Below are 19,257 nucleotides of genomic sequence, written 5' to 3' on the forward strand. Positions count from 1 at the left end.
GGCCCGACGCCGCGGAGCGGCGTCTCGGTGATGCGCGACAAGGAGAGGGAAAAAAGAGGGCGCGAGCGAGACGCAAAACCTGACAGCGCCCGGCCCCGCAAAGAGAAATAGCCGAGCAGGGTTAAGGCGAAGTTGAGGAAAGATTGACGAAAAATGAAGGTCGGGTAAGGACTTCCGTCCCGTTTCCGGATCACGTCGCGTCACCCTCGCGCCGCTTCGCCTCGAGTTCGGCGCGCGCCTGATCGAGCCGCGTCGGCCGTCGCTCGAGCGCCGCGATCACGCCGCGCAGCGTCCGCACCTCCTGTTCGGAGAGCCGCGCCTTCTGGAAGATCTGGCGCAGGTTGCGCACCATCAGCTGCCGCTTGGCTGCCGGCCGGAAGAACTCGACCTGATCGAGCGCGCCTTCGAGATGATCGAAGAACGACAGCACGTCGCCCTTGGAGGCCTGCGGCGAACGCTCCTTCTCGCCGAACGGCGTCCACGACGGATCGCCCACCACCTGCCGCCGCCACTCGTAGGCGTTGACCAGCACGGCCTGGGCGATGTTGAGCGAGGCGAAGATCGGATCGACCGGGATCGTCACGATCCGATCGCACAGGCCCACCTCGTCCGAGGTCAGCCCCCACTTCTCGCGGCCGAAGACGAGGCCCGTCGCCGCCCCGTCGCGCGCCGCCTGCATCAGCGAATGCGCCGCCACCGCCGGGCTCTCGACCTCCTTGGCGATGTCGTGCGGCCGCGCCGTGGTGGCGAAGACCAGCTCGAGATCGGCGATCGCGTCCTCGAGCCGGTCGAAGAGCCGCACCTCGTCGATGATCATGTCGCCGCGGCTCGCCGCCGCCCGCGCCTTCTCGTTCGGCCAGCCGTCGCGCGGCTTGACGAGGCGCAGTTCGCGCAGGCCGAAGTTCGCCATCGCGCGCGCCGCCGCGCCGATGTTCTCGCCCATCTGCGTCTCGACCAGCACGATCACCGGGGGGCGCAGACCCAAGTCCGCAGCATCGTTCATTCCGGGTTCCCTCGCGTTCGACGAGGGCGAGTTAACGCAAACCGCCCGTGCTGTCGATCACAGATCGAATTCGCTCTGATGGCTCGTCTTCTCGAGCTTGGCCTTCTTGAAGACGGTGGGATCGACCCAGGGGATGTCCGGCCGATCGCCGTCGAAGAGATCGGCGATGGTGAGGATCTGGATGCGCGGCTTCTTGCCGTGCAACGGACTGTCCCACAGCCCTGCCGAGGCGGCCTCGGACTTCATCGGCTTGGTCGGCTCCTCGAGGGTGAGGAAGATGCCGATCTTCGCCTTCTCCCGCTCGATCGTGGCGATCAGATCGCGGATCATCGGCACCGACACGTTGCCGCCGCCCTTGACCGAGACGACGGCCTTTTCCGTCGCCTTGCCGTCAGGTTTGAACCAGATGTAGCCGTCGACGCCGCCGTCCGCGCCCTTCTTGCCGCCCTTGTAGGGCTGGGCCTCGATCATCGACAGCGCCCACAGCTGGAACTGGTGCTTGTCGGCCTTGGCGAGCTCGCGCGCACCCTCGAGGTCCTTCGGCACGCCGAGCACCTCGAAGTCGGCCTTGGGGAAGGCATCCTTGAGACGCCGCTCGATCAGGCCGATCGAGAGATGGGTGACGTCGATGCCGATCCACCGCCGCTTCATCTTCTCGGCCGCATGCACCGTGGTGCCGCAGCCGCAGAACGGATCGAGCACCACGTCGCCCTCGTTGGACGAGGCGGAGAGGATGCGCTCCAGCAGGGCGAGCGGCTTCTGAGTCGGGTAGCCGAGGCGTTCTTGGGCTTGAGAATTGATGGGAGGGATGTCGGTCCAGACAACACCCATTACTCCCCCTTCCATTTCATCGAGATATCTCTTTATCCGTGGTCGCTTTGTTGTGTCAAAACTGCCATCCGATAGTCTTGGATAATAAATACGGTTCTCAGCATCCAATTTTGACATTGTCTCTAACTTATACCTCCAACCCATCGGCGGAGACTTAAATCCCTTCCACTCATACATCATGTTGGGTCGAGGATTTGGACTAAGCATATTGTCCAACATATATTTCCGGCCATCACCGTCGTCATATCGGTATTTTGCACCTACATAGTCATCACCATGCTTTTCCCTTGGTGTATTCCATGTAAAAATGTCACTCTTCGTATAGAAGAAAATAATATCAGAAACGCGACTCCATGTCTTGCTATCCGAGTGAGTCGTCGTCCTCTTCCATGTAATCTCGTTTCGATAGAATTCTTTCCCAAACACTGCATCCAGCAAAAGTTTCAAATAGTGACTGGCGGTCGGATCGCAGTGGAGATAGAGGCTGCCGGTCGGCTTGAGCACGCGGTGCAGCTCGATCAGCCGCACCGCCATCATGGCGAGATAGGCCATCATGTCGTTCTCGCCGAGGAACGTGCGCATCGCCGCGAGCATGTTCGAGGCGTCGGAATTGCCCGAATGGACCACCTCGTCGAAGGCGCGTTCGGCGGTCTCGTTCCAGTGCCAGGTATCACCGAAAGCCTCGATCTGCGCTTGGCTCGCCTCGCCGTCCGGCGCCTTGAACAGCAGATTGTAGGTGGCGTTCGAGTTGAACGGCGGGTCGAGATAGACGAGATCGACGCTCTCGTCGGCGACGTGGTCGCGCAACACGCCGAGATTGTCGCCGTAGAAGAGTTTGCTCGCCGCCGCCTTCGGCGCACCGCTCTTGATCATCCCGCCCCCGAGGTTCGCGCCACGCGCGATTCCATGTCCGTCGCAACGCGGCGAATCCTAGCCGTCGCGAACCGGCCGGTCGAGGCCGGAGCGCACTTTTCCGCCCCTTCGTCGAAGGCAAGGGTTGGCGCGTTTCGCCGCGCCATGGTAAGGAGCCCCGCGACAATTCAACGCTCCCGGTGGCAGTGCTCCGACCATCCGCGTCGGAGACCGGAAGCGTCCAGAGAGGACACGCATATGGCGAAGATCAAGGTGGCGAACCCGGTCGTCGATCTCGACGGCGACGAGATGACCCGCATCATCTGGCAGCTGATCAAGGACAAGCTGATCCTGCCCTATCTCGACCTCGACATCGAATATTACGATCTGTCGGTCGAGAACCGCGACGCCACCAACGATCAGGTCACCGTCGACGCCGCCAACGCCATCAAGAAGCACGGCGTCGGCATCAAGTGCGCCACCATCACGCCGGACGAAGCCCGCGTGAAGGAGTTCAACCTCAAGGAAATGTGGAAGTCGCCGAACGGCACCATCCGCAACATCCTCGGCGGCGTGATCTTCCGCGAGCCGATCATCTGCAAGAACGTGCCGCGCCTCGTCCCCGGCTGGACCCAGCCGATCGTCGTCGGCCGTCACGCCTTCGGCGACCAGTACAAGGCCACCGACTTCCGCTTCCCCGGCAAGGGCACGCTGTCGATCAAGTTCGTCGGCGAAGACGGCGCGGTGATCGAGAAGGAAGTGTTCAAGGCCCCCGGCGCCGGTGTCGCCATGGCCATGTACAACCTCGACGATTCGATCCGCGACTTCGCCCGCGCCTCGCTGAACTACGGTCTGCTGCGCAAGTGGCCGGTGTATCTGTCGACCAAGAACACGATCCTCAAGGCCTATGACGGCCGCTTCAAGGACATCTTCCAGGAAGTCTACGAGGCCGAGTTCAAGGAGCAGTTCGTCGCCCTCGGCATCACCTACGAGCACCGCCTGATCGACGACATGGTCGCCTCGGCGCTCAAGTGGTCCGGCGCCTACATCTGGGCCTGCAAGAACTACGACGGCGACGTCCAGTCCGACACCGTGGCCCAGGGCTTCGGCTCGCTCGGCCTGATGACCTCGGTGCTGCTGACGCCCGACGGCAAGATCGTCGAGGCCGAGGCCGCCCACGGCACCGTCACCCGCCACTACCGCGAGCACCAGAAGGGCAAGGAGACGTCGACCAACTCGATCGCCTCGATCTTCGCCTGGACCCGTGGCCTCGCCCATCGCGCCAAGCTCGACGACAACGCCCAGCTCGCCAAGTTCGCGCTGACCCTCGAGAAGGTCTGCGTCGACACCGTCGAGGCCGGCTTCATGACCAAGGACCTCGCGCTCCTGGTCGGCGCCGACCAGAAGTGGCTGTCGACCACCGGCTTCCTCGAGAAGGTCGCCGCCAACATGGAAGCCGAGATGGCCACCTGGGCCTGATCGGATCGATCCGGAAACGCGAAACGGCGGGGGAAACCCCGCCGTTTTCGTTTGTGCCCGTGGGCGAAGAGATGTCCCGCGGGCTGCGAGATGTCCGACGCCGCCGGACGACGCCACCCCACGGCATCGCCCGGCCGCGCCGGCCCCCTCTGGACGGCGTTGCGCGTGTCAGCCGCGCCGCGCCGCCCGAACCCAATAGGTGATCGACGGATCGCTCGCCTCGCGGCCGCGTCCCCGCGCCTCGAGCACCGCGCTCGTCGTCTCGCGGCCGCGATCGCCGACGCGGATCGCTCGCCGGACCATCTGTCGACGCCGCATCGTCGCGCCCTCGCCCGCCACCAGTCCCTCGCCGGTCGCACCGGCGAAGGCCGAGCGCAGCCCGTCGACGACGCCGGCCCGGCGCAACATGTCGCTCGCCCCCCACAGGATCGGGAAGGCCGCCGCCGCCATGGCTTCCGGCGCCGCACCGACCATCGCCGCGGCATCCGGCCCGGCGATCCGACCGATCAGCGCCGCCAGCCCCCAGGCCGTGGCCGCGATGATCACCTGCGTCGCCGGTTTCTCGTGCCCCAGGCCCGCTGGAACCGACCCTACGCCACGATGGGCGCGACCTTCCGGACAGGAACCCTTCACCAACATCCCCGACCCCCAGAGCGTTCGTAACAAACTAACACTGCCATCGCCGATCATGGTTAACAAGCAATGAAGGCGGACTCGCCGCACTTTCGCCAGTCGCGTTGCATTTCTGCCGCATTCCCGCCACCCGAGCGCGCAGTGCGGGTCCGCGCGCCTGTTGACGGCGGGCCGGTCCTCTCGATATGTTTATAACAAGTTAACAGTTCGGCAGTGCCGCCATGTCCGAGTACGAGCACTCCGCCGGCCGCCCGGCGTCTTCCGCCGTGGTCGAGCGCCTCTTCGCCGACCTCGACGAGCGGCTGGAACTCGCCGCCCTGCTCTATGCCAACGCCTGCTATTTCGACCCGGAGCGAGCGCGCCGCATGCGCCACGCCTTCGACGCGCGCATCGGCCGGGCCGAGATCCTGCTGCAGCGCGACGCCCCCCTGCCCGTACCGCTGCCCACCGGCGGCGCCAACCGCGCCCAGCGCATCGAGAGCGAGATCGCCGCCTTCATCGCCGACACCGGCAAGCCGGTGACGATCGACGACGTGCTCGAACATCTCGTCGCCCTGTCGCTCGGCGAACCGCGCGCCAGCCTGATCACCCGCATGAGCCGGATGGCGGCGAGCGGCCGGCTGATGCGTTCCGGCCGCGGCTACTACGAGCTCGGCGTCGACGCCTGACGGCGCGCGCCGCCTTCCCGCTCCCCCACCCTTCGAACGGCTTGCCCCTCCCGACGCGTCGGGCCACTCTCGCGACGGGGAGACGCCGGGGAGGCAGACGAGGCATGAACGGACGCGAGGAAGACGCGCGCGCAGGTGATGGGAGCGACACGACGGACGGCCGTCCGCGGGTCGATGCCTTCCGCCAGATCGTCATCTGGCCGCTGCAACTGATGCCACGCGAGGGCGACGACCGCCCACCGTGGGAACGCCTGATCGAGGCGGATGGCCCCTGGTCCGAGTTGCAGGACGATTTTCCCGCCGATCCGAGCCTCTATCAGGAGCGGCACTATCGCGAGTTCGTCGCCTTTCTCCCCCACGTCCGCCGCTTCCTCTACGGCGAGCGGGCGACGTCGTCGGGCCAGACGACCTACGGCGAGAGCCCGATCCGCATCTTCCGCCGCACCGACGTGGCGCGCGTCCGCGTGACGCTGCCCGACGACGGCCGCGTCATCGAGCTCGATCTCGTCCACGTCGACCTCTACTTCTTCTACGACGTCGACGTGGTGATCCCGGTCATCGAGATCGAGGCGCGCGACCTGTCGCTCGCCGACGCCCAGGAGATCGTCTACCGCTTCGGCCGCGCCTATCCCGCCGGCTGGGACGAGGCCGGGCGGCCGATGAACTGCCTGCGCACGGTGGAATGGCTCGCCGCCGACGGCAGCGTGCTCGCGACCTCCGACGACGACGCCCGCGGCCGCTTCATGGCCGCCGTCTGCCGCCACCAGACGACCGCGCTCTCCGCCCATTGGGAATGGCTGCTGGCGCCCCTGTCGCTCGACCCGACGCGCGATCCGGCGGTCGCCGCCTATCGCCAGCTCGAGTTCCATCGCATGCCGATGATGGCCTTCCTGGCGCTCGACGACCCCCGCGCCCTGTCGCGCCCGGACACCATGCGCCTCGCCTTCGCCTCCGCCCCCGGTCGCCCCGACGAGCTGCCCTACGGCACCGAATTCCTCGCCGACTTCGAGCGCGAGCACTGCCTCGACCGCTTCCACGACGCCAGCCGCCGCGACGGCTGGAGCGACACGCGGCTGATGTGCTCTGGCCAGGCCTTCGTCGCGGTCGGCGATGGGGCGAGCCGCTTCTTCCTCGACGCCGAACGCGGCTTTCTCTCCCAGTTCCGCCACCAGTTCTTCCTCGCCGGCCTGATCGCCCATTTCCATCGGGCGAGCCTCCTGATGCTTCAGGACCGGCTGGTGACGACGATGAACCGCCTCGATCCGCGCCGCCGCGAATCCGTCGGGCGCTTCCGCCACGACATCCGCGCCACGCTCGAGGTCTTCCTGCGCTTCACCCACCGCTACTATTTCTCGGAAATCTCCGATCAGGCGCCGATCCGCGAGGTCTTCCGCCTGTGGACGCGCCAGCTCGGCACCGAGCGGCTCTATCAGGAGCTGCGCGAGGAGATCTCCGACATGGCGGGCTATCTCGAGACCGACCTCCTGCGCCGGCAGGCGGTCACCATCCTGCAGCTGACCGTCGTCACGCTCTTCAGCCAGATCGGCATGCTGGCGACCGGCTTCCTCGGCATGAACATCTTCGCCTGGGCCGAGGCCGAACCGCTGGAGAAGCTCGGCATCTTCCTCGCCGTCGCCATCCCCTCCGCGCTGGTGACCCTCTACACCGTGCTCAAGGCGCGCCGCCTCGCCTTCTTCCTCGACAGTCTCGCCAACGAGAAACTGACGTGGAAGGCGAAGTTCGCGGCTCTGAAGGAGATCTGGAAGAGCGGCCCGATCGGCTGATCAGACGATCTCGTCGGTCGACTTCGGCGTCTCGTCGATCTCTTCGAGCGCGATGTCGCCGCGCGGTGTCACCGCCTCGCGCGACACCCGGTCGCGCGCCACCGAGCGGATGTGGGCGGCGATGCCGACGTTCTTCTGCATCAGATACTGCAGGTCGTCGGCATCGAGCACGAGGAGGCGCGTGTGGGTCAGCGCCACCACGTCGGCCGAGCGCCGCGCCCGCCGCAACACCGCGATCTCGCCGAAGAACGTGCCTTCCGACAGCTTCACCTTCTCGCTCGGCAGATGGATCTCGACCGTGCCGGAGGCGATGAAATACATCGAATGTGCCGGCTCGCCCGACGCGGTGACGATCGTCCCCGCCTCCACCGTCTGGGCGCGCAGGAGCCGCATCACGTCGGCGATCTCGGCCGCCGAGAGCTGCGAGAACAGCGGCACGCGCGCCACCATGCCCCAGGTCACGACGAAGTCGCGGCTGTGGATCTCGCGCGCGAAGGCCGTGGCGATGATGCCGACCGGCAGCGCGAACATGCAGAAGCCGAACAGCATGACGATGCCGGCGAGCGCGCGACCGGCCGCCGTCACCGGCACGATGTCGCCGTAGCCGACCGTCGTCAGCGTGGTCACCGCCCAGTACATCGCGACCGGGATCGAGCCGAAGCGGTCCGGCTGGATCGACCCTTCGATCGCGTGCATCAGCGACGCCGCGGTGACGATCAGGCCCATCATGATGACGGCGCTCGCCGCCAGCGCCCGCCGTTCCGACGCGACCGCGTTGAAGAGCGAGCTCATGCCGGCGGAATAGCGCGCGAGCTTGAGGAAGCGCAGCAGGCGGAAGACGGCGAAGACGCCGACGTCGTAGACACCGAAGGCGAAGCCGACGAGGCTCGGCGCCACCGCGAGGAAGTCGACCACGGCGGTCGGCGCCATCAGATAATGCAACCGCGCGCCGATCCGCCCGTAGCGCTTCAGCGGCACGTGCTCGTCCGACACCCAGACACGCAGGCCGTATTCGAGCGCGAAGAGGACGACCGTCCAGACCTCGATCGCCAGGAACACCGGCCCGTAGCGCGCGCGCAGCTCCGGCACGGTCTCGAGCACCACCGACGTCACGTTGACGACGATCAGCAGCACGATCGCCCGCTCGACCGCGGTGGCGACGCGGTCGCCGATCGGCGAAACTTCGAGGATCTCGAAGATCCGCCGCTTCCAGGTCGCCTTCGTCGAACCGGGCATCCCGAAGGCTCCACGTCCCCCGTCAGACCGCCGCGAGCGCGGCGATCTTCTCGGCGATGGCTTCGATCGCGGCATCCGCCTTGGCGCCGTCGGGACCACCCGCCTGCGCCATGTCGGGGCGGCCGCCGCCACCCTTGCCGCCCATGATCTCCGAACCGACCTTGACGAGGTCGATGGCGTTGAGGCCGGCCGCATCGCCGGCGAGACCGACGACGATGCCCGCCTTGCCGTCCTCGGCGAGGCCGACGATGGCGACCGCGCCGACCGTGATCGACTTCTTCGCTTCGTCGACCAGCCCCTTGAGATCCTTGGGCGAAATGCCGGTGACGACACGACCGACATATTCGAAGGCGCCGATCTTGCGCGCCGCCTGGGGCGCCGCGCCGCCGCCGCCCATGGCGAGCTTCTTCTTGGCTTCGCCGAGCTCGCGCTCGAGCTTGCGGCGGTCATCGGCGATCGCCTCGACGCGCTCGACGACCTCGCTCTGCTGCACCTTGAGGGTGCTGGCGAGATCGCGCACGCGACGATCCTGGAGCCCGAGATGACGCCGCGCGCCGCGCGCCGTCAGCGCCTCGAGACGCCGGACGCCCGAGGCGACCGCACTCTCGGCGAGGATGGTGACGAGGCCGATGTCGCCGGTGCGCGACACGTGGGTGCCGCCGCACAGCTCGACCGAGAAGGCCCGGCCGGCGCGGTTGCCGTCGCCCTGCCGACCCATCGACACGACGCGGACCTCTTCGCCGTACTTCTCGCCGAAGAGCGCACGGGCGCCGGATTCGATCGCATCGTCGACCGACATCAGGCGCGTCACGACCTCGGCGTTCTGCAGCACGACGTCGTTGGCGATCTCCTCGACGCGGGCGAGTTCCTCCGCCGTGATCGGCTTCGGATGCGAGAAGTCGAAGCGCAGCCGGTCGGCATCGACCGACGAGCCCTTCTGCGCCACGTGATCGCCGAGCACCTCGCGCAGCGCCTCGTGGAGAATGTGGGTGGCCGAATGGTTGGCCCGGATCGCCCGACGACGCTCGGCGTCGACACGCAGCGCCACGGGAACGCCGACGACGATCGACCCCGCCTCGACCCGACCGCGATGGACGAAGACGCCCTCGCCTTCCTTGGTCGTGTCCTCGACGCGGAACAGGAAGCCGTCGCCCTGGATGACGCCGGTGTCGCCCATCTGGCCGCCCGATTCGGCATAGAACGGCGTCTGGTTGACGACGATCGCGCCTTCGGCACCCGCCTCGAGGCTCGCGACCTCGGCCCCGCCGGCGACCAGCGACGCGACGACGCCTTCGGCCGTCTCGGTCTCGTAGCCGAGGAACTCGGTCGGCCCGACCTTGTCCTTGATGGCGAACCACACCGCGGCCGAAGCCGCCTCGCCGGAGCCCGCCCAGGAGGCGCGCGCCTCGGCCTTCTGGCGCGCCATGGCGTCCTGGAAGCCGTCGATGTTGACGTGGATGTCGCGGCGACGCAGCGCGTCCTGCGTCAGATCGAGCGGGAAGCCGTAGGTGTCGTAGAGCTTGAACGCCGTCTCGCCGTCGAGCATGTCGCCGGCCTTCAGATCGCGCGTCGCGTCGTCGAGCAGGCCGAGGCCGCGCTCCAGCGTGCGGCGGAAGCGACGCTCCTCGAGGTCGACCGTCTCGGTGATCAGCGCCTCGGCGCGGGTGAGTTCGGGATAGGCGCGGCCCATCTCGCCGAGCAGCGTCGGCACCAGACGCGCCATCAGCGGATCGCGGGCGCCGAGCAGGTGGGCGTGACGCATGGCGCGGCGCATGATGCGGCGCAGGACGTAGCCGCGACCCTCGTTCGACGGCAGCACGCCGTCGGCGATGAGGAAGCTCATCGCGCGAAGATGGTCGGCGATGACGCGATGGCTGGCGCGGGCGTCGCCCTCGGCCTTGACGCCGGTCTCCTCGACCGAGGCGCCGATCAGCGCCTTGAACAGGTCGATGTCGTAGTTGTCGTGCACGCCCTGCAGCACCGCGGCGACGCGCTCGAGGCCCATGCCGGTGTCGATCGACGGCTTCGGCAGCGGCGAGCGCCCCTCCGCGGTCTGCTCGAACTGCATGAAGACGAGGTTCCAGATCTCGATGAAGCGATCGCCGTCCTGCTCGGGCGAGCCGGGCGGGCCGCCCCAGATGTGGTCGCCGTGGTCGAAGAAGATCTCCGAGCACGGGCCGCAGGGGCCGGTGTCACCCATCTGCCAGAAATTGTCCGAGGTCGGAATGCGGATGATCTTGCGGTCCGAGAAGCCCGCGATCTTCCGCCACAGCTCGAAGGCCTCGTCGTCGTCGGCATAGACGGTGACCAGCAGGCGCTTCGGATCGAGCCCGAACTCCTTGGTGATCAGCGTCCAGGCATGCGTGATCGCCTCTTCCTTGAAATAGTCGCCGAAGGAGAAATTCCCCAGCATTTCGAAGAAGGTGTGGTGACGCGCGGTGTAGCCGACGTTGTCGAGGTCGTTGTGCTTGCCGCCGGCGCGGACGCACTTCTGCGACGTGGCCGCCCGCGGGATCTCGCGACGCTCCAGACCGGTGAAGACGTTCTTGAACTGGACCATGCCGGCGTTCGTGAACATCAGGGTCGGATCGTTGCGCGGGACGAGCGGGCTCGACGGCACGACCTCGTGGCCGGCTTTGGCGAAATAGTCGAGGAAGGTCGCGCGGATCTCGTTGACGCCACTCATGTCGGAACTGGGTCCTCTCGGGTCTGAACTCAGGTCGCAGGTTTTAACGGTCGACCGCCCGCCTGTCCATGTGCGTGCCGCATGATCGGCCATGAAAAGAGCCGCGATCGTGAAGATCGCGGCTCTGATCAGATGGGTAGGGAGGCCTCCGACGACAACCGCGACGGTCCCGGCCGGTCCGACGGCGAGAAACACCCCGCCCCGAGCCCGCCCCGGTCCTCGCCGGCTCAGTCTGCGACCGGACCGTCCTCGTCCTCGGCGGTGCCGGTCGGGATGATCTTGTCGGCGATGAGACCGGCGTTCTGGCGGATCGCCGCCTCGATCCGGTTGGCGACCGTCGGATTGTCGCGCAGGAACTGCTTGCAGTTCTCGCGGCCCTGGCCGATGCGCTGGCTCTCGTAGGAGAACCACGAGCCCGACTTCTCGACCACGCCGGCCTTGACGCCGAGGTCGATCAGCTCGCCGACCTTGGACACGCCCTCGCCGTACATGATGTCGAACTCGACCTCCTTGAAGGGCGGCGCCATCTTGTTCTTGACGACCTTGATGCGGGTCTGGTTGCCGATCACCTCGTCGCGGTCCTTGATCGCGCCGATGCGGCGGATGTCGAGGCGCACCGAGGCATAGAACTTCAGCGCGTTGCCGCCCGTCGTGGTCTCGGGGTTGCCGAACATCACGCCGATCTTCTGGCGGATCTGGTTGATGAAGATCACCATGGTCTTCGACTTGGAGATCGAGGCGGTGAGCTTGCGCAGCGCCTGGCTCATCAGACGCGCCTGGAGACCGGGCAGGCTGTCGCCCATCTCGCCCTCGAGCTCCGCCTTCGGCGTCAGCGCCGCGACCGAGTCGACCACCAGCACGTCGAGCGCGCCGGAACGCACCAGCGTGTCGGCGATCTCGAGCGCCTGTTCGCCGGCATCGGGCTGGGAGATCAGCAGGTCGTCGAGATTGACGCCGAGCTTGCGGGCATAGATCGGGTCGAGCGCATGCTCGGCGTCGATGAAGCCGCAGACGCCGCCCTTCTTCTGGGCCTCGGCGATGCAGTGCAGCGCCATGGTCGTCTTGCCCGAGGATTCCGGACCGTAGATCTCGACGACACGACCGCGCGGCAGGCCACCGATGCCGAGCGCGATGTCGAGCCCGAGCGAACCCGTCGGCACCGTCTCGATCTCGACCACCTTGCCCTGGCCGAGCCGCATGATCGACCCTTTGCCGAAGTTGCGCTCGATCTGCTGGAGCGCCGCGTCCAAAGCCTTGGTCCTGTCCATACCATCCCCTTCGACGAGGCGAAGTGAAGCCTGTGCCATCGTCCTGCTCCTTGTCGCACGCGTTCGGCTGTCGTTCAAAGTCAGGCCAATGTACACACTTTGTTCTCGCTCGTAAAGCCCCGTCCATCAATTTGATTCAATTACGAAATCGGATGAGTGTTCGCGCGGTGTTCATGGCGGCCGGGCCCGCGCGCGCCGAGCCCGCTACCGGCCGACGCGAGGACCTCCCCGCGTCGGCGATTCGCATTCCCGCGCCCGTCCCTCACAGGCTGTCGCCGAGATCCGCCCGGAACTTGGCGACGAGCTTCTCCTGCCAATCGCCGATCGGCGCCAGCCGGCCGTAGAAGAAGCGCAGGATCTCCGGCTCCTCGACGAAGGTCAGGCCGCCGACGAGCTCGCGGTTCCGGTAGAGCCAGTCGATCCGGTCGATGGCGTATTTCACCTGCGACAGGGTGAAGACGCGCCGCGGCATGGCGAGCCGGAGGAGTTCCATGTTGGAATAGACCTCCGTCCCGTCGGGATTGCGCTGTTCCGACAGCGAGCCGCGCTCCATGCCGCGCACGCCCGAGACGATGTAGAGCGCCGAGGCGAGCGCGCCGGCGGGATACTGCGCCTGGGGGACGTGCGGCAGGAAGCGCATGACGTCGATGTGGCAGCCGAGGCCGCCCGCCGGGGTGATCACCGGCACGCCGCGCTTCACCAGTTCGTCGACCATGTAGGCGATGAACTGGGGCCCTTGCGAGATCATGTCCTCGTCCATGGTCTCGTCGAGCCCGACGGTCAGCGCCTCGATCTCGCGCACCGACATGCCGCCGTAGGTGAGGAAGCCCTCGTAGAGCGGCACCAGGCCGCGCATGCGGCGATAGAGCCCCTCGTCGCGGATGCAGATGCCGCCGCCGCGCGCGCAGCCGAGCTTGCGGGCGGAGAAGTAGATGATGTCGCAGAGATCGGCGATCTTCCGCGTGATCTCGCGGATGGTGAGATCGGCGCAATCGGGATCGCGCGTCTTGATGAACCACAGATTGTCGGCGAGCAGGCTCGCGTCGAGCACCAGGATCAGCCCGTTGGCGTCGCAGACCTTGCGGATCGCCGCCAGATTTCCGAGCGAGATCGGCTGGCCGCCGATCAGGTTGGTGCCCGCCTCCATGCGCACGAAGGCGATTTTTTCCGCCCCGTGGGTGGCGACGAGGCCTTCGAGCTTGGCGATGTCCATGTCGCCCTTGAAGGGCACGTCGCTCGTCACCTCGAGCCCGGCGTCGGCGATGATCTCCTCGACCGCGCCGCCGTTCAGCACGATGTGCGCCTTGGTGGTGGTGAAGTGGTAGTTCATCGGCACGATCGAGCCGGGCGTGACCAGCACCTGCGCCAGAATGTTCTCGCACGCCCGCCCCTGATGGGTCGGCAGGATGTAGTGCAGGCCGAAGATCTCGCGCAGCTTCGCCTCGAGCCGCTCGTAGGTGGCCGAGCCCGCATAGGCGTCGTCGGCCACCATCATCGCCGCGACCTGCTGGTCGGACATGGCGTTGACGCCGGAATCGGTCAGCATGTCCATGAACACGTCCCTGTTTCTGAGCAGGAAGGTGTTGTTGCCGGCCTCCGAGACGGCGGCGAGCCGCGCCTCGATCGGCGGCAGCTCGAGCTTCTGGACGATGCGGACCTTGTGCATTTCCAGCGGCACGTTCTCGCCGCTCGCGAACCTGACCTTCGCCATTGTTCCCCCTGTCCGGTGATGGTGTCCGGTGATCGTGGGCATCACCCTGCGTCAGGAGTGTTTCCGCCCCGCGCGCGACCGACGTCCGCAGGAACCCGACATGCGGCGTTGCGACACGGGGTTACGAAAGTCGGAGTTGTAGCGGGATGCCGGTGCGGCGGCGGAGCGGGAGGCGCGGATCGGTGGGGATTTCCGCGGGGGGTACGCGGAGAAGGACGGCCGGGGCGGCGGCGACTGGACGGGCGGAGGCTCGACGAAAGGCGTGTGTCACGGGATGACGCGCGGCGCGGAATTTGCCAACTTGGGATTGAGCCTAGCATCTCGCCCGTGGAGAACAGCCGCCCGTGTCGCCTGCCAAGAACGCCCCGGTACCCAGAGGCCGCCATCTCACGGATTTCATGCCACTGACGAAAGCGGAGGAAGAACTGCGCCGAGCATGCCGTGAGGGCGACTATGCGGTGATCGGCGACGGAAAACGGCCGGAGACGGCGCCCGAAGCCGACGACCGCATCCGCGCCGCCGTCCTCCGCGTCTTCTGCCTCGGCCTCGACCCCGACGCGCCGGTGCATGAACACGGCATCCGGCTCGTCGGCGCGTGGATCGACGGCGATCTCAATCTCGCAGGTTGCAACCTGCCGCGACCGATTAGCTTTGGTCACTCCGTTTTCGACGGCGACATCGTCCTCTTGGATGCCGCCGCCAAGCAACTCATGTTCGGCGGATCGCGCTGCAAGGCGATCTCAGCCGACCGTCTACGCTGCGATGGCGGTGTTTTCCTTCGCGGTGGATTCGTCGCCGAACACGAAGTCCGCCTCCTCGGCGCCACCATCGGCGGCCATCTCGACTGCTCTGGAGGCCGTTTCGAGGAGAACGAAGACGACGCCCTCTCCTTCGACGGTGCGAAGATCTCGGGCTCAGTCTTGATGAACAAAGGATTCATCGCAAAAGGAACAGTTCGCCTGCTCAATGCCTCCATCGGTGGCATTCTCATTTGCTCGGGTGGCCAATTCGAGGCAACCAGAAGTGACGCATTCTTCTTCGATCACACGAAGGTTGCCGGCGGTGTCTACCTGGACGATGGCTTCGTTGCCAAGGGTACCGTCCGCTTCGCCGGCGCGAGCATCGGCGGCGATTTCGATTGTTCGAACGGGCACTTCGCAGCGAGTGAAGGTGACGCTCTCTCCTTCGACAGCGCGAAGATCTCAGGTTCCATCTACCTAGACGGCGGCTTCCTCGCCAAGCGCACAGTCCGGCTCATAGGTACCGTGATCGGCGGCGATCTCGGTTGTCGGGAGGGCGCGTTCGAAGGCGAATTCTCCCTCGTCCTTGAACGAGCCGAGATCAGCGGATCGCTCTACTTCGACGGAGGCTTCCGCGCCTCCGGCATAGTCGACCTTGAAGATCTCACCGTCGCCAGCCTTGTCGACGATGGGGCGGGATGGACGTCGGGGAAGCTCCACCTCGACGGCTTCACCTGTCACCGCTTCGCCGGAGACGCGCCGGTCAATGCCGCCGCGCGCCTGCGCTGGCTCGACTGCCAACCGACCGACCATCTCACGCACGACTTTCGCCCCCAGCCCTGGGAGCAGTGTGCGAAGGTCCTCGCAGAGATGGGCCACGAGCGCGATGCGCGCGTCCTGCGAATCGAGAAGCGGCGGCGAATGCGCTGGCTCGAATGGCATCGGGTCAAGACCGCCGGATCGCGAGACGCCCTCCGGCGAGCGTTTCTCGTCTGGATCACGCGGCGGCGAAAGAGGCGCTGCGGCGCCCTCACCCGACGCATCCTCGCGGCCCGGGCCGGATTTCATGCCGGCCGTGTCGCGGCGAAGTTCGCCAAACTGCCGGCGGTCTTCGGCGACTTCGTCCTCGATTTGACGACCGGATACGGTCGTCGGCCGATGAAGGCGGTGGCCGGGCTGCTCGGCCTCTGGGGCCTCGCCGGTGTCGGTTACGCCACACTGCCCCCCGGGGTCATGGCGCCGGCCGACGCGCTGGTCTATCTCTCCCCGTCGATTCCCGCCGAGTGTCGGGCAGACTGGATCGCTTGGCAGCCGCTGCCCCGCCCCGACGATCTTTCCCGCCGTGCCGCCGAGGCCCCGGCTTCCGGGCTTGCACTGGACGACACTGTCGGACCGCCCTATCCGCCTGAATGGAGCGCGATCTGCCCCCGCCGTGCGCCGTCGGAATATTCGACCTTCTCGCCCTTCGCCTACGCCCTCGACGTGCTGCTGCCGATCGTCGATCTGCGGCAGGAGAACGACTGGTCGCCACGTGTCACCGACGCGAAGGGCGAGGTGATCGCGCCGCTGTGGCAGGACGCGACATGGGGGTGGGGTTACGTCGCCCGCTTCCTCGAATGGGTCCTCATCCTCTTGGGCTGGGTCCTCTCCGGCCTCCTCCTCGGCGCCGTCACCGGCGTCATCCGTCGCGACTGAGGCCTCGCAGGCACGGGACGGCGGGGCGTCGCTACGCCCCTGCCCCCCTCACCGCCCGAGCGCGTCCTTCACGGCGGTGGCCAGTGCCTTCAGCGTGAAGGGCTTGGGGAGGAAGTGGAACTGCTCGCCTTCCGGCAGGTTCTTGGCGAAGGCGTCTTCGGCGTAGCCCGAGACGAAGATGATCTTCAGGTCCGGCCGCTGTTTGCGCAGTTCGCGCAGCAGCGACGGCCCGTCCATCTCCGGCATCACCACGTCGGAGACGACGAGATCGACCGCGCCGCCGGTCTCCTCCATCACCTGGAGCGCCTCGGTGCCGGTGCCGGCCTCGTGGACGGTGTAGCCGCGCGAGGCGAGCGCGCGGGAGGCGAAGGCGCGCACCGCCTCCTCGTCCTCGACGAGGAGGATCGTCGCCGAACCCGTCAGATCGGTGCCGGCCGACTGCGGCTGGTCGGGCTTGGCGTTCTCCGCGGCGCGGGCCGCCTCCTCCGCCGTCTCGACGTGGCGCGGCAGCAGGAGGTGGAAGGTCGTGCCCTCACCCAGCTCCGACGAGCAGTAGACGAAGCCGCCGGTCTGCTTGACGATGCCGTAGACGGTCGAGAGGCCGAGGCCGGTGCCCTGGCCGACCGGCTTCGTCGTGAAGAACGGCTCGAAGATGTGCTCGAGCACGTCCGGCGCGATGCCGGTGCCGGTGTCGGTCACCTCGAGCAGGACGTATTCGCCCGCCGGCATGCCCGGCGTCTTGTAGGCGTATTTCTCGTCCGGCCCGACGTTGCGGGTGGCGATGCGCACCTTGCCGCCGTTCGGCATGGCGTCGCGGGCGTTGACCGCCAGATTGACGATCACCTGCTCGAGCTGGCTGGTGTCGGCCTTGACCGGCCACAGGTCGCGGCCGTGCATCACCTCGAGCGACACCTTCTCGCCGAGCAGGCGCCCGAGCAGCATCTGCAGGTCGGCCAGCGTGTCGCCGAACTGGATCACCTCCGGGCGCAGCGTCTGGCGCCGCGAGAACGCCAAGAGCTGCCGCACCAGGGCGGCGGCGCGGTTGGCGTTCTGCTTGATGTTCATGATGTCCTGGAAGGACGGATCGGTCGGCCGGTGCGAGGCGAGCAGCAGGTCGGAGAAGCCGATGATCGCCGTCAGCACGTTGTTGAAGTCGTGCGCGATGCCGCCGGCGAGCTGGCCGATCGCCTGCATCTTCTGCGACTGGGCGAAGCGCTGTTCGAGCTCCTGCTGCTCGGTGGTCTCGAGCGCGTAGACGATCGCCGCCTCGCCCTCGCCGGTGCCCTCCTCGACGCCCGAGACGAAGAACCGCGCCGAGCGCTTCTTCGGACTGTCGTCGACCAACTGGGCGTCGACCGGGTCGATGTCTCCCTGGCCCGAGAGCGCGGCGGCGAGCGCCGCGGCGAGCTTCGGCCGGTCGGAGACGGCGACCGTCTCGATCAGCGTGCCGCGGGCCCCGGTCGCGTCGGCGCGGGCGAGCCCGCCGAAGAGCTCGAGGAAGGAAGCGTTGGTGCGGCCGATCGAGCCGTCCCGGCCGAGCGCGGCGATGGCGATCGGCGTGTTGTTGAAGAAGCGCTGGAAGCGCACCTCGACGGCGCGCAGCGCGTCTGCGGCGTCCTCGCCGGACGAGCGGTTGATCACCAGCGTCCGGCTGTCGCCCGGCCGCCCCGGCGCACCCTGCGGCACCTTGTGCAGCAGGCGGACCGGCAGCGACTGGCCGTTGCGCTTGACGAAGTCGAGGTCGAGCACCGTCGTGCGCCCGTCCGCCGCCGCGTCCTGGATCAGCGCCATGCCCTGGCCCTGGACGATGTCCTTGAGGCGGATCGACCCGGCCTCGAACTTGGCGAGGTCCCAGCCGAGCCAGTCGGCGAGCGTGGCGTTGAGATAGGTGATGCGGCCGGTCGCGTCGGCCGAGAAGAAGCCGGCCGGCGCATGGTCGAGGAAGGTCACGACCTGTTGCAGCTCCTGGAAGCTCGATTCCTGACGTTCCCGCTCGCGGGTGACGTCGAGGATGCGCCAGGCGGTCAGCCGATCGCCGTCGTCGCGCTCCTCGACGCGCGGCAGCGGCTCGACGCGGATGCGATACCACCGCGCGCCCTCTTCGCCCGAGACGATCGGCGTACGGGTGCGCAGTTCGGCCTCGGCGGGCTTGCGGGACCTGACCGCCTCGCCGATGCGGAACATCTCTTCGCCGACGTCCGGGTTGGCGGCGAAGACGCGCTCGACGGTCCTGAGGTCGTTGGCGGTCGTCGCCTTGGTCAGCCGGGCATAGGCCGGGTTCGAATAGATGATGCGGCCCTGATCGTCGGTGACGAGCACGCCCTCGACGAAACTGTCGAGGAAGACGTCGGCCAGCGTCGGCCCCTGCCGGCGGGCGCCGAAGCGCACCAGACCGATGGCGCCGGCGAACAGCGCGAAGACGCCGACCACGGCGAGCAGGCCGAGAATGATCTGGACGAAGGGCGCCGCCTCTTCCGGTTTGACCACGGCGAGAACGCCGGCCGCCACCACGAAGGACAGCGCCAGCGCCACCAGGAGGCCGATGCTGCCCGATCGCGCCGCACGGTCGATCGTGGGCAGCCGACCCTGGCCGACATCGTCCTGTTCCACGTCGTCCCGTTCCATCGCGTCCGAACCCCGAACCGGCGCGCGCCTCCCCCCGGGGGGCAGC

General features: G+C 67.2%; 12 protein-coding genes. 4 read left to right on the forward strand and 8 right to left on the reverse strand.

Annotated features, from left to right (window positions below):
• Positions 1-190: 190 nt before the first annotated feature.
• Positions 191-1,003, reverse strand: a complete 813-nt coding sequence (locus ACT53U_RS02965) for an RNA methyltransferase (RefSeq protein ID WP_476152598.1) — start codon at positions 1,001-1,003, stop codon at positions 191-193.
• A gap of 57 nt (positions 1,004-1,060) precedes the next feature.
• Positions 1,061-2,707, reverse strand: a complete 1,647-nt coding sequence (locus ACT53U_RS02970; RefSeq protein ID WP_476152600.1) for a DNA methyltransferase — start codon at positions 2,705-2,707, stop codon at positions 1,061-1,063.
• A 237-nt stretch (positions 2,708-2,944) separates the two neighbouring features.
• Between ACT53U_RS02970 and ACT53U_RS02975 the strand changes: the two genes are divergently transcribed.
• Complete coding sequence (locus ACT53U_RS02975; protein WP_476152602.1) at positions 2,945-4,165, forward strand: NADP-dependent isocitrate dehydrogenase; 1,221 nt, start codon at positions 2,945-2,947, stop codon at positions 4,163-4,165.
• Between the two features lie 168 nt (positions 4,166-4,333).
• Here ACT53U_RS02975 and ACT53U_RS02980 read toward each other — a convergent pair whose 3' ends face one another.
• On the reverse strand, positions 4,334-4,711 hold the full coding sequence (locus ACT53U_RS02980; RefSeq protein ID WP_476152603.1) for a hypothetical protein: 378 nt from the start codon (positions 4,709-4,711) through the stop codon (positions 4,334-4,336).
• Between the two features lie 308 nt (positions 4,712-5,019).
• Here ACT53U_RS02980 and ACT53U_RS02985 point away from each other — a divergent pair, with 308 nt between their 5' ends.
• Together ACT53U_RS02985 and ACT53U_RS02990 are read left to right on the forward strand one after the other, a co-directional pair.
• Entirely contained in the window at positions 5,020-5,466 is a 447-nt protein-coding gene (locus tag ACT53U_RS02985) for a hypothetical protein (RefSeq protein ID WP_476152605.1), read from the forward strand.
• Positions 5,467-5,570: 104 nt separating this feature from the next.
• Positions 5,571-7,250: a hypothetical protein gene (locus tag ACT53U_RS02990; RefSeq protein WP_476152607.1), complete on the forward strand. Its 1,680-nt coding sequence runs from the start codon at positions 5,571-5,573 to the stop codon at positions 7,248-7,250.
• On the opposite strand, the gene ACT53U_RS02995 is transcribed toward ACT53U_RS02990, so the two are convergent.
• The 4 genes from ACT53U_RS02995 to ACT53U_RS03010 form a co-directional block, all read right to left on the reverse strand.
• The gene (locus tag ACT53U_RS02995; protein ID WP_476152609.1) at positions 7,251-8,486 is read right to left on the reverse strand and encodes a cyclic nucleotide-gated ion channel; all 1,236 of its coding nucleotides are present in this window, start codon (positions 8,484-8,486) and stop codon (positions 7,251-7,253) included.
• A 22-nt stretch (positions 8,487-8,508) separates the two neighbouring features.
• Positions 8,509-11,172: an alanine--tRNA ligase gene (gene alaS / locus ACT53U_RS03000; RefSeq protein WP_476152611.1), complete on the reverse strand. Its 2,664-nt coding sequence runs from the start codon at positions 11,170-11,172 to the stop codon at positions 8,509-8,511.
• A 227-nt stretch (positions 11,173-11,399) separates the two neighbouring features.
• Entirely contained in the window at positions 11,400-12,479 is a 1,080-nt protein-coding gene (gene recA, locus ACT53U_RS03005; protein WP_476138782.1) for a recombinase RecA, read from the reverse strand.
• 223 nt (positions 12,480-12,702) lie between these two features.
• Positions 12,703-14,151: a tryptophanase gene (locus tag ACT53U_RS03010; RefSeq protein ID WP_476152613.1), complete on the reverse strand. Its 1,449-nt coding sequence runs from the start codon at positions 14,149-14,151 to the stop codon at positions 12,703-12,705.
• A gap of 344 nt (positions 14,152-14,495) precedes the next feature.
• Between ACT53U_RS03010 and ACT53U_RS03015 the strand changes: the two genes are divergently transcribed.
• Entirely contained in the window at positions 14,496-16,586 is a 2,091-nt protein-coding gene (locus ACT53U_RS03015; RefSeq protein ID WP_476152615.1) for a hypothetical protein, read from the forward strand.
• A 48-nt stretch (positions 16,587-16,634) separates the two neighbouring features.
• Here the strand turns inward: ACT53U_RS03015 and cckA are convergent, their stop codons facing one another.
• The gene (gene cckA, locus ACT53U_RS03020) at positions 16,635-19,211 is read right to left on the reverse strand and encodes a cell cycle histidine kinase CckA (RefSeq protein ID WP_476152617.1); all 2,577 of its coding nucleotides are present in this window, start codon (positions 19,209-19,211) and stop codon (positions 16,635-16,637) included.
• Between the last annotated feature and the right edge of the window lie 46 nt (positions 19,212-19,257).

It is taken from the genome of Pinisolibacter sp. DMC19, assembly GCF_056313985.1.

What these genes read in the sequence shown, in the direction of transcription:
- cckA (WP_476152617.1), bottom strand. Translation starts at nt 19,211, where the DNA reads ATGGAACGGGACGACGTGGAACAGGACGATGTCGGCCAGGGTCGGCTG.
- ACT53U_RS03010 (WP_476152613.1), bottom strand. Translation starts at nt 14,151, where the DNA reads ATGGCGAAGGTCAGGTTCGCGAGCGGCGAGAACGTGCCGCTGGAAATG.
- recA (WP_476138782.1), bottom strand. Translation starts at nt 12,479, where the DNA reads ATGGCACAGGCTTCACTTCGCCTCGTCGAAGGGGATGGTATGGACAGG.
- ACT53U_RS02970 (WP_476152600.1), bottom strand. Translation starts at nt 2,707, where the DNA reads ATGATCAAGAGCGGTGCGCCGAAGGCGGCGGCGAGCAAACTCTTCTAC.
- ACT53U_RS02985 (WP_476152605.1), top strand. Translation starts at nt 5,020, where the DNA reads ATGTCCGAGTACGAGCACTCCGCCGGCCGCCCGGCGTCTTCCGCCGTG.
- ACT53U_RS02975 (WP_476152602.1), top strand. Translation starts at nt 2,945, where the DNA reads ATGGCGAAGATCAAGGTGGCGAACCCGGTCGTCGATCTCGACGGCGAC.
- ACT53U_RS02990 (WP_476152607.1), top strand. Translation starts at nt 5,571, where the DNA reads ATGAACGGACGCGAGGAAGACGCGCGCGCAGGTGATGGGAGCGACACG.
- ACT53U_RS02995 (WP_476152609.1), bottom strand. Translation starts at nt 8,486, where the DNA reads ATGCCCGGTTCGACGAAGGCGACCTGGAAGCGGCGGATCTTCGAGATC.
- alaS (WP_476152611.1), bottom strand. Translation starts at nt 11,172, where the DNA reads ATGAGTGGCGTCAACGAGATCCGCGCGACCTTCCTCGACTATTTCGCC.
- ACT53U_RS02965 (WP_476152598.1), bottom strand. Translation starts at nt 1,003, where the DNA reads ATGAACGATGCTGCGGACTTGGGTCTGCGCCCCCCGGTGATCGTGCTG.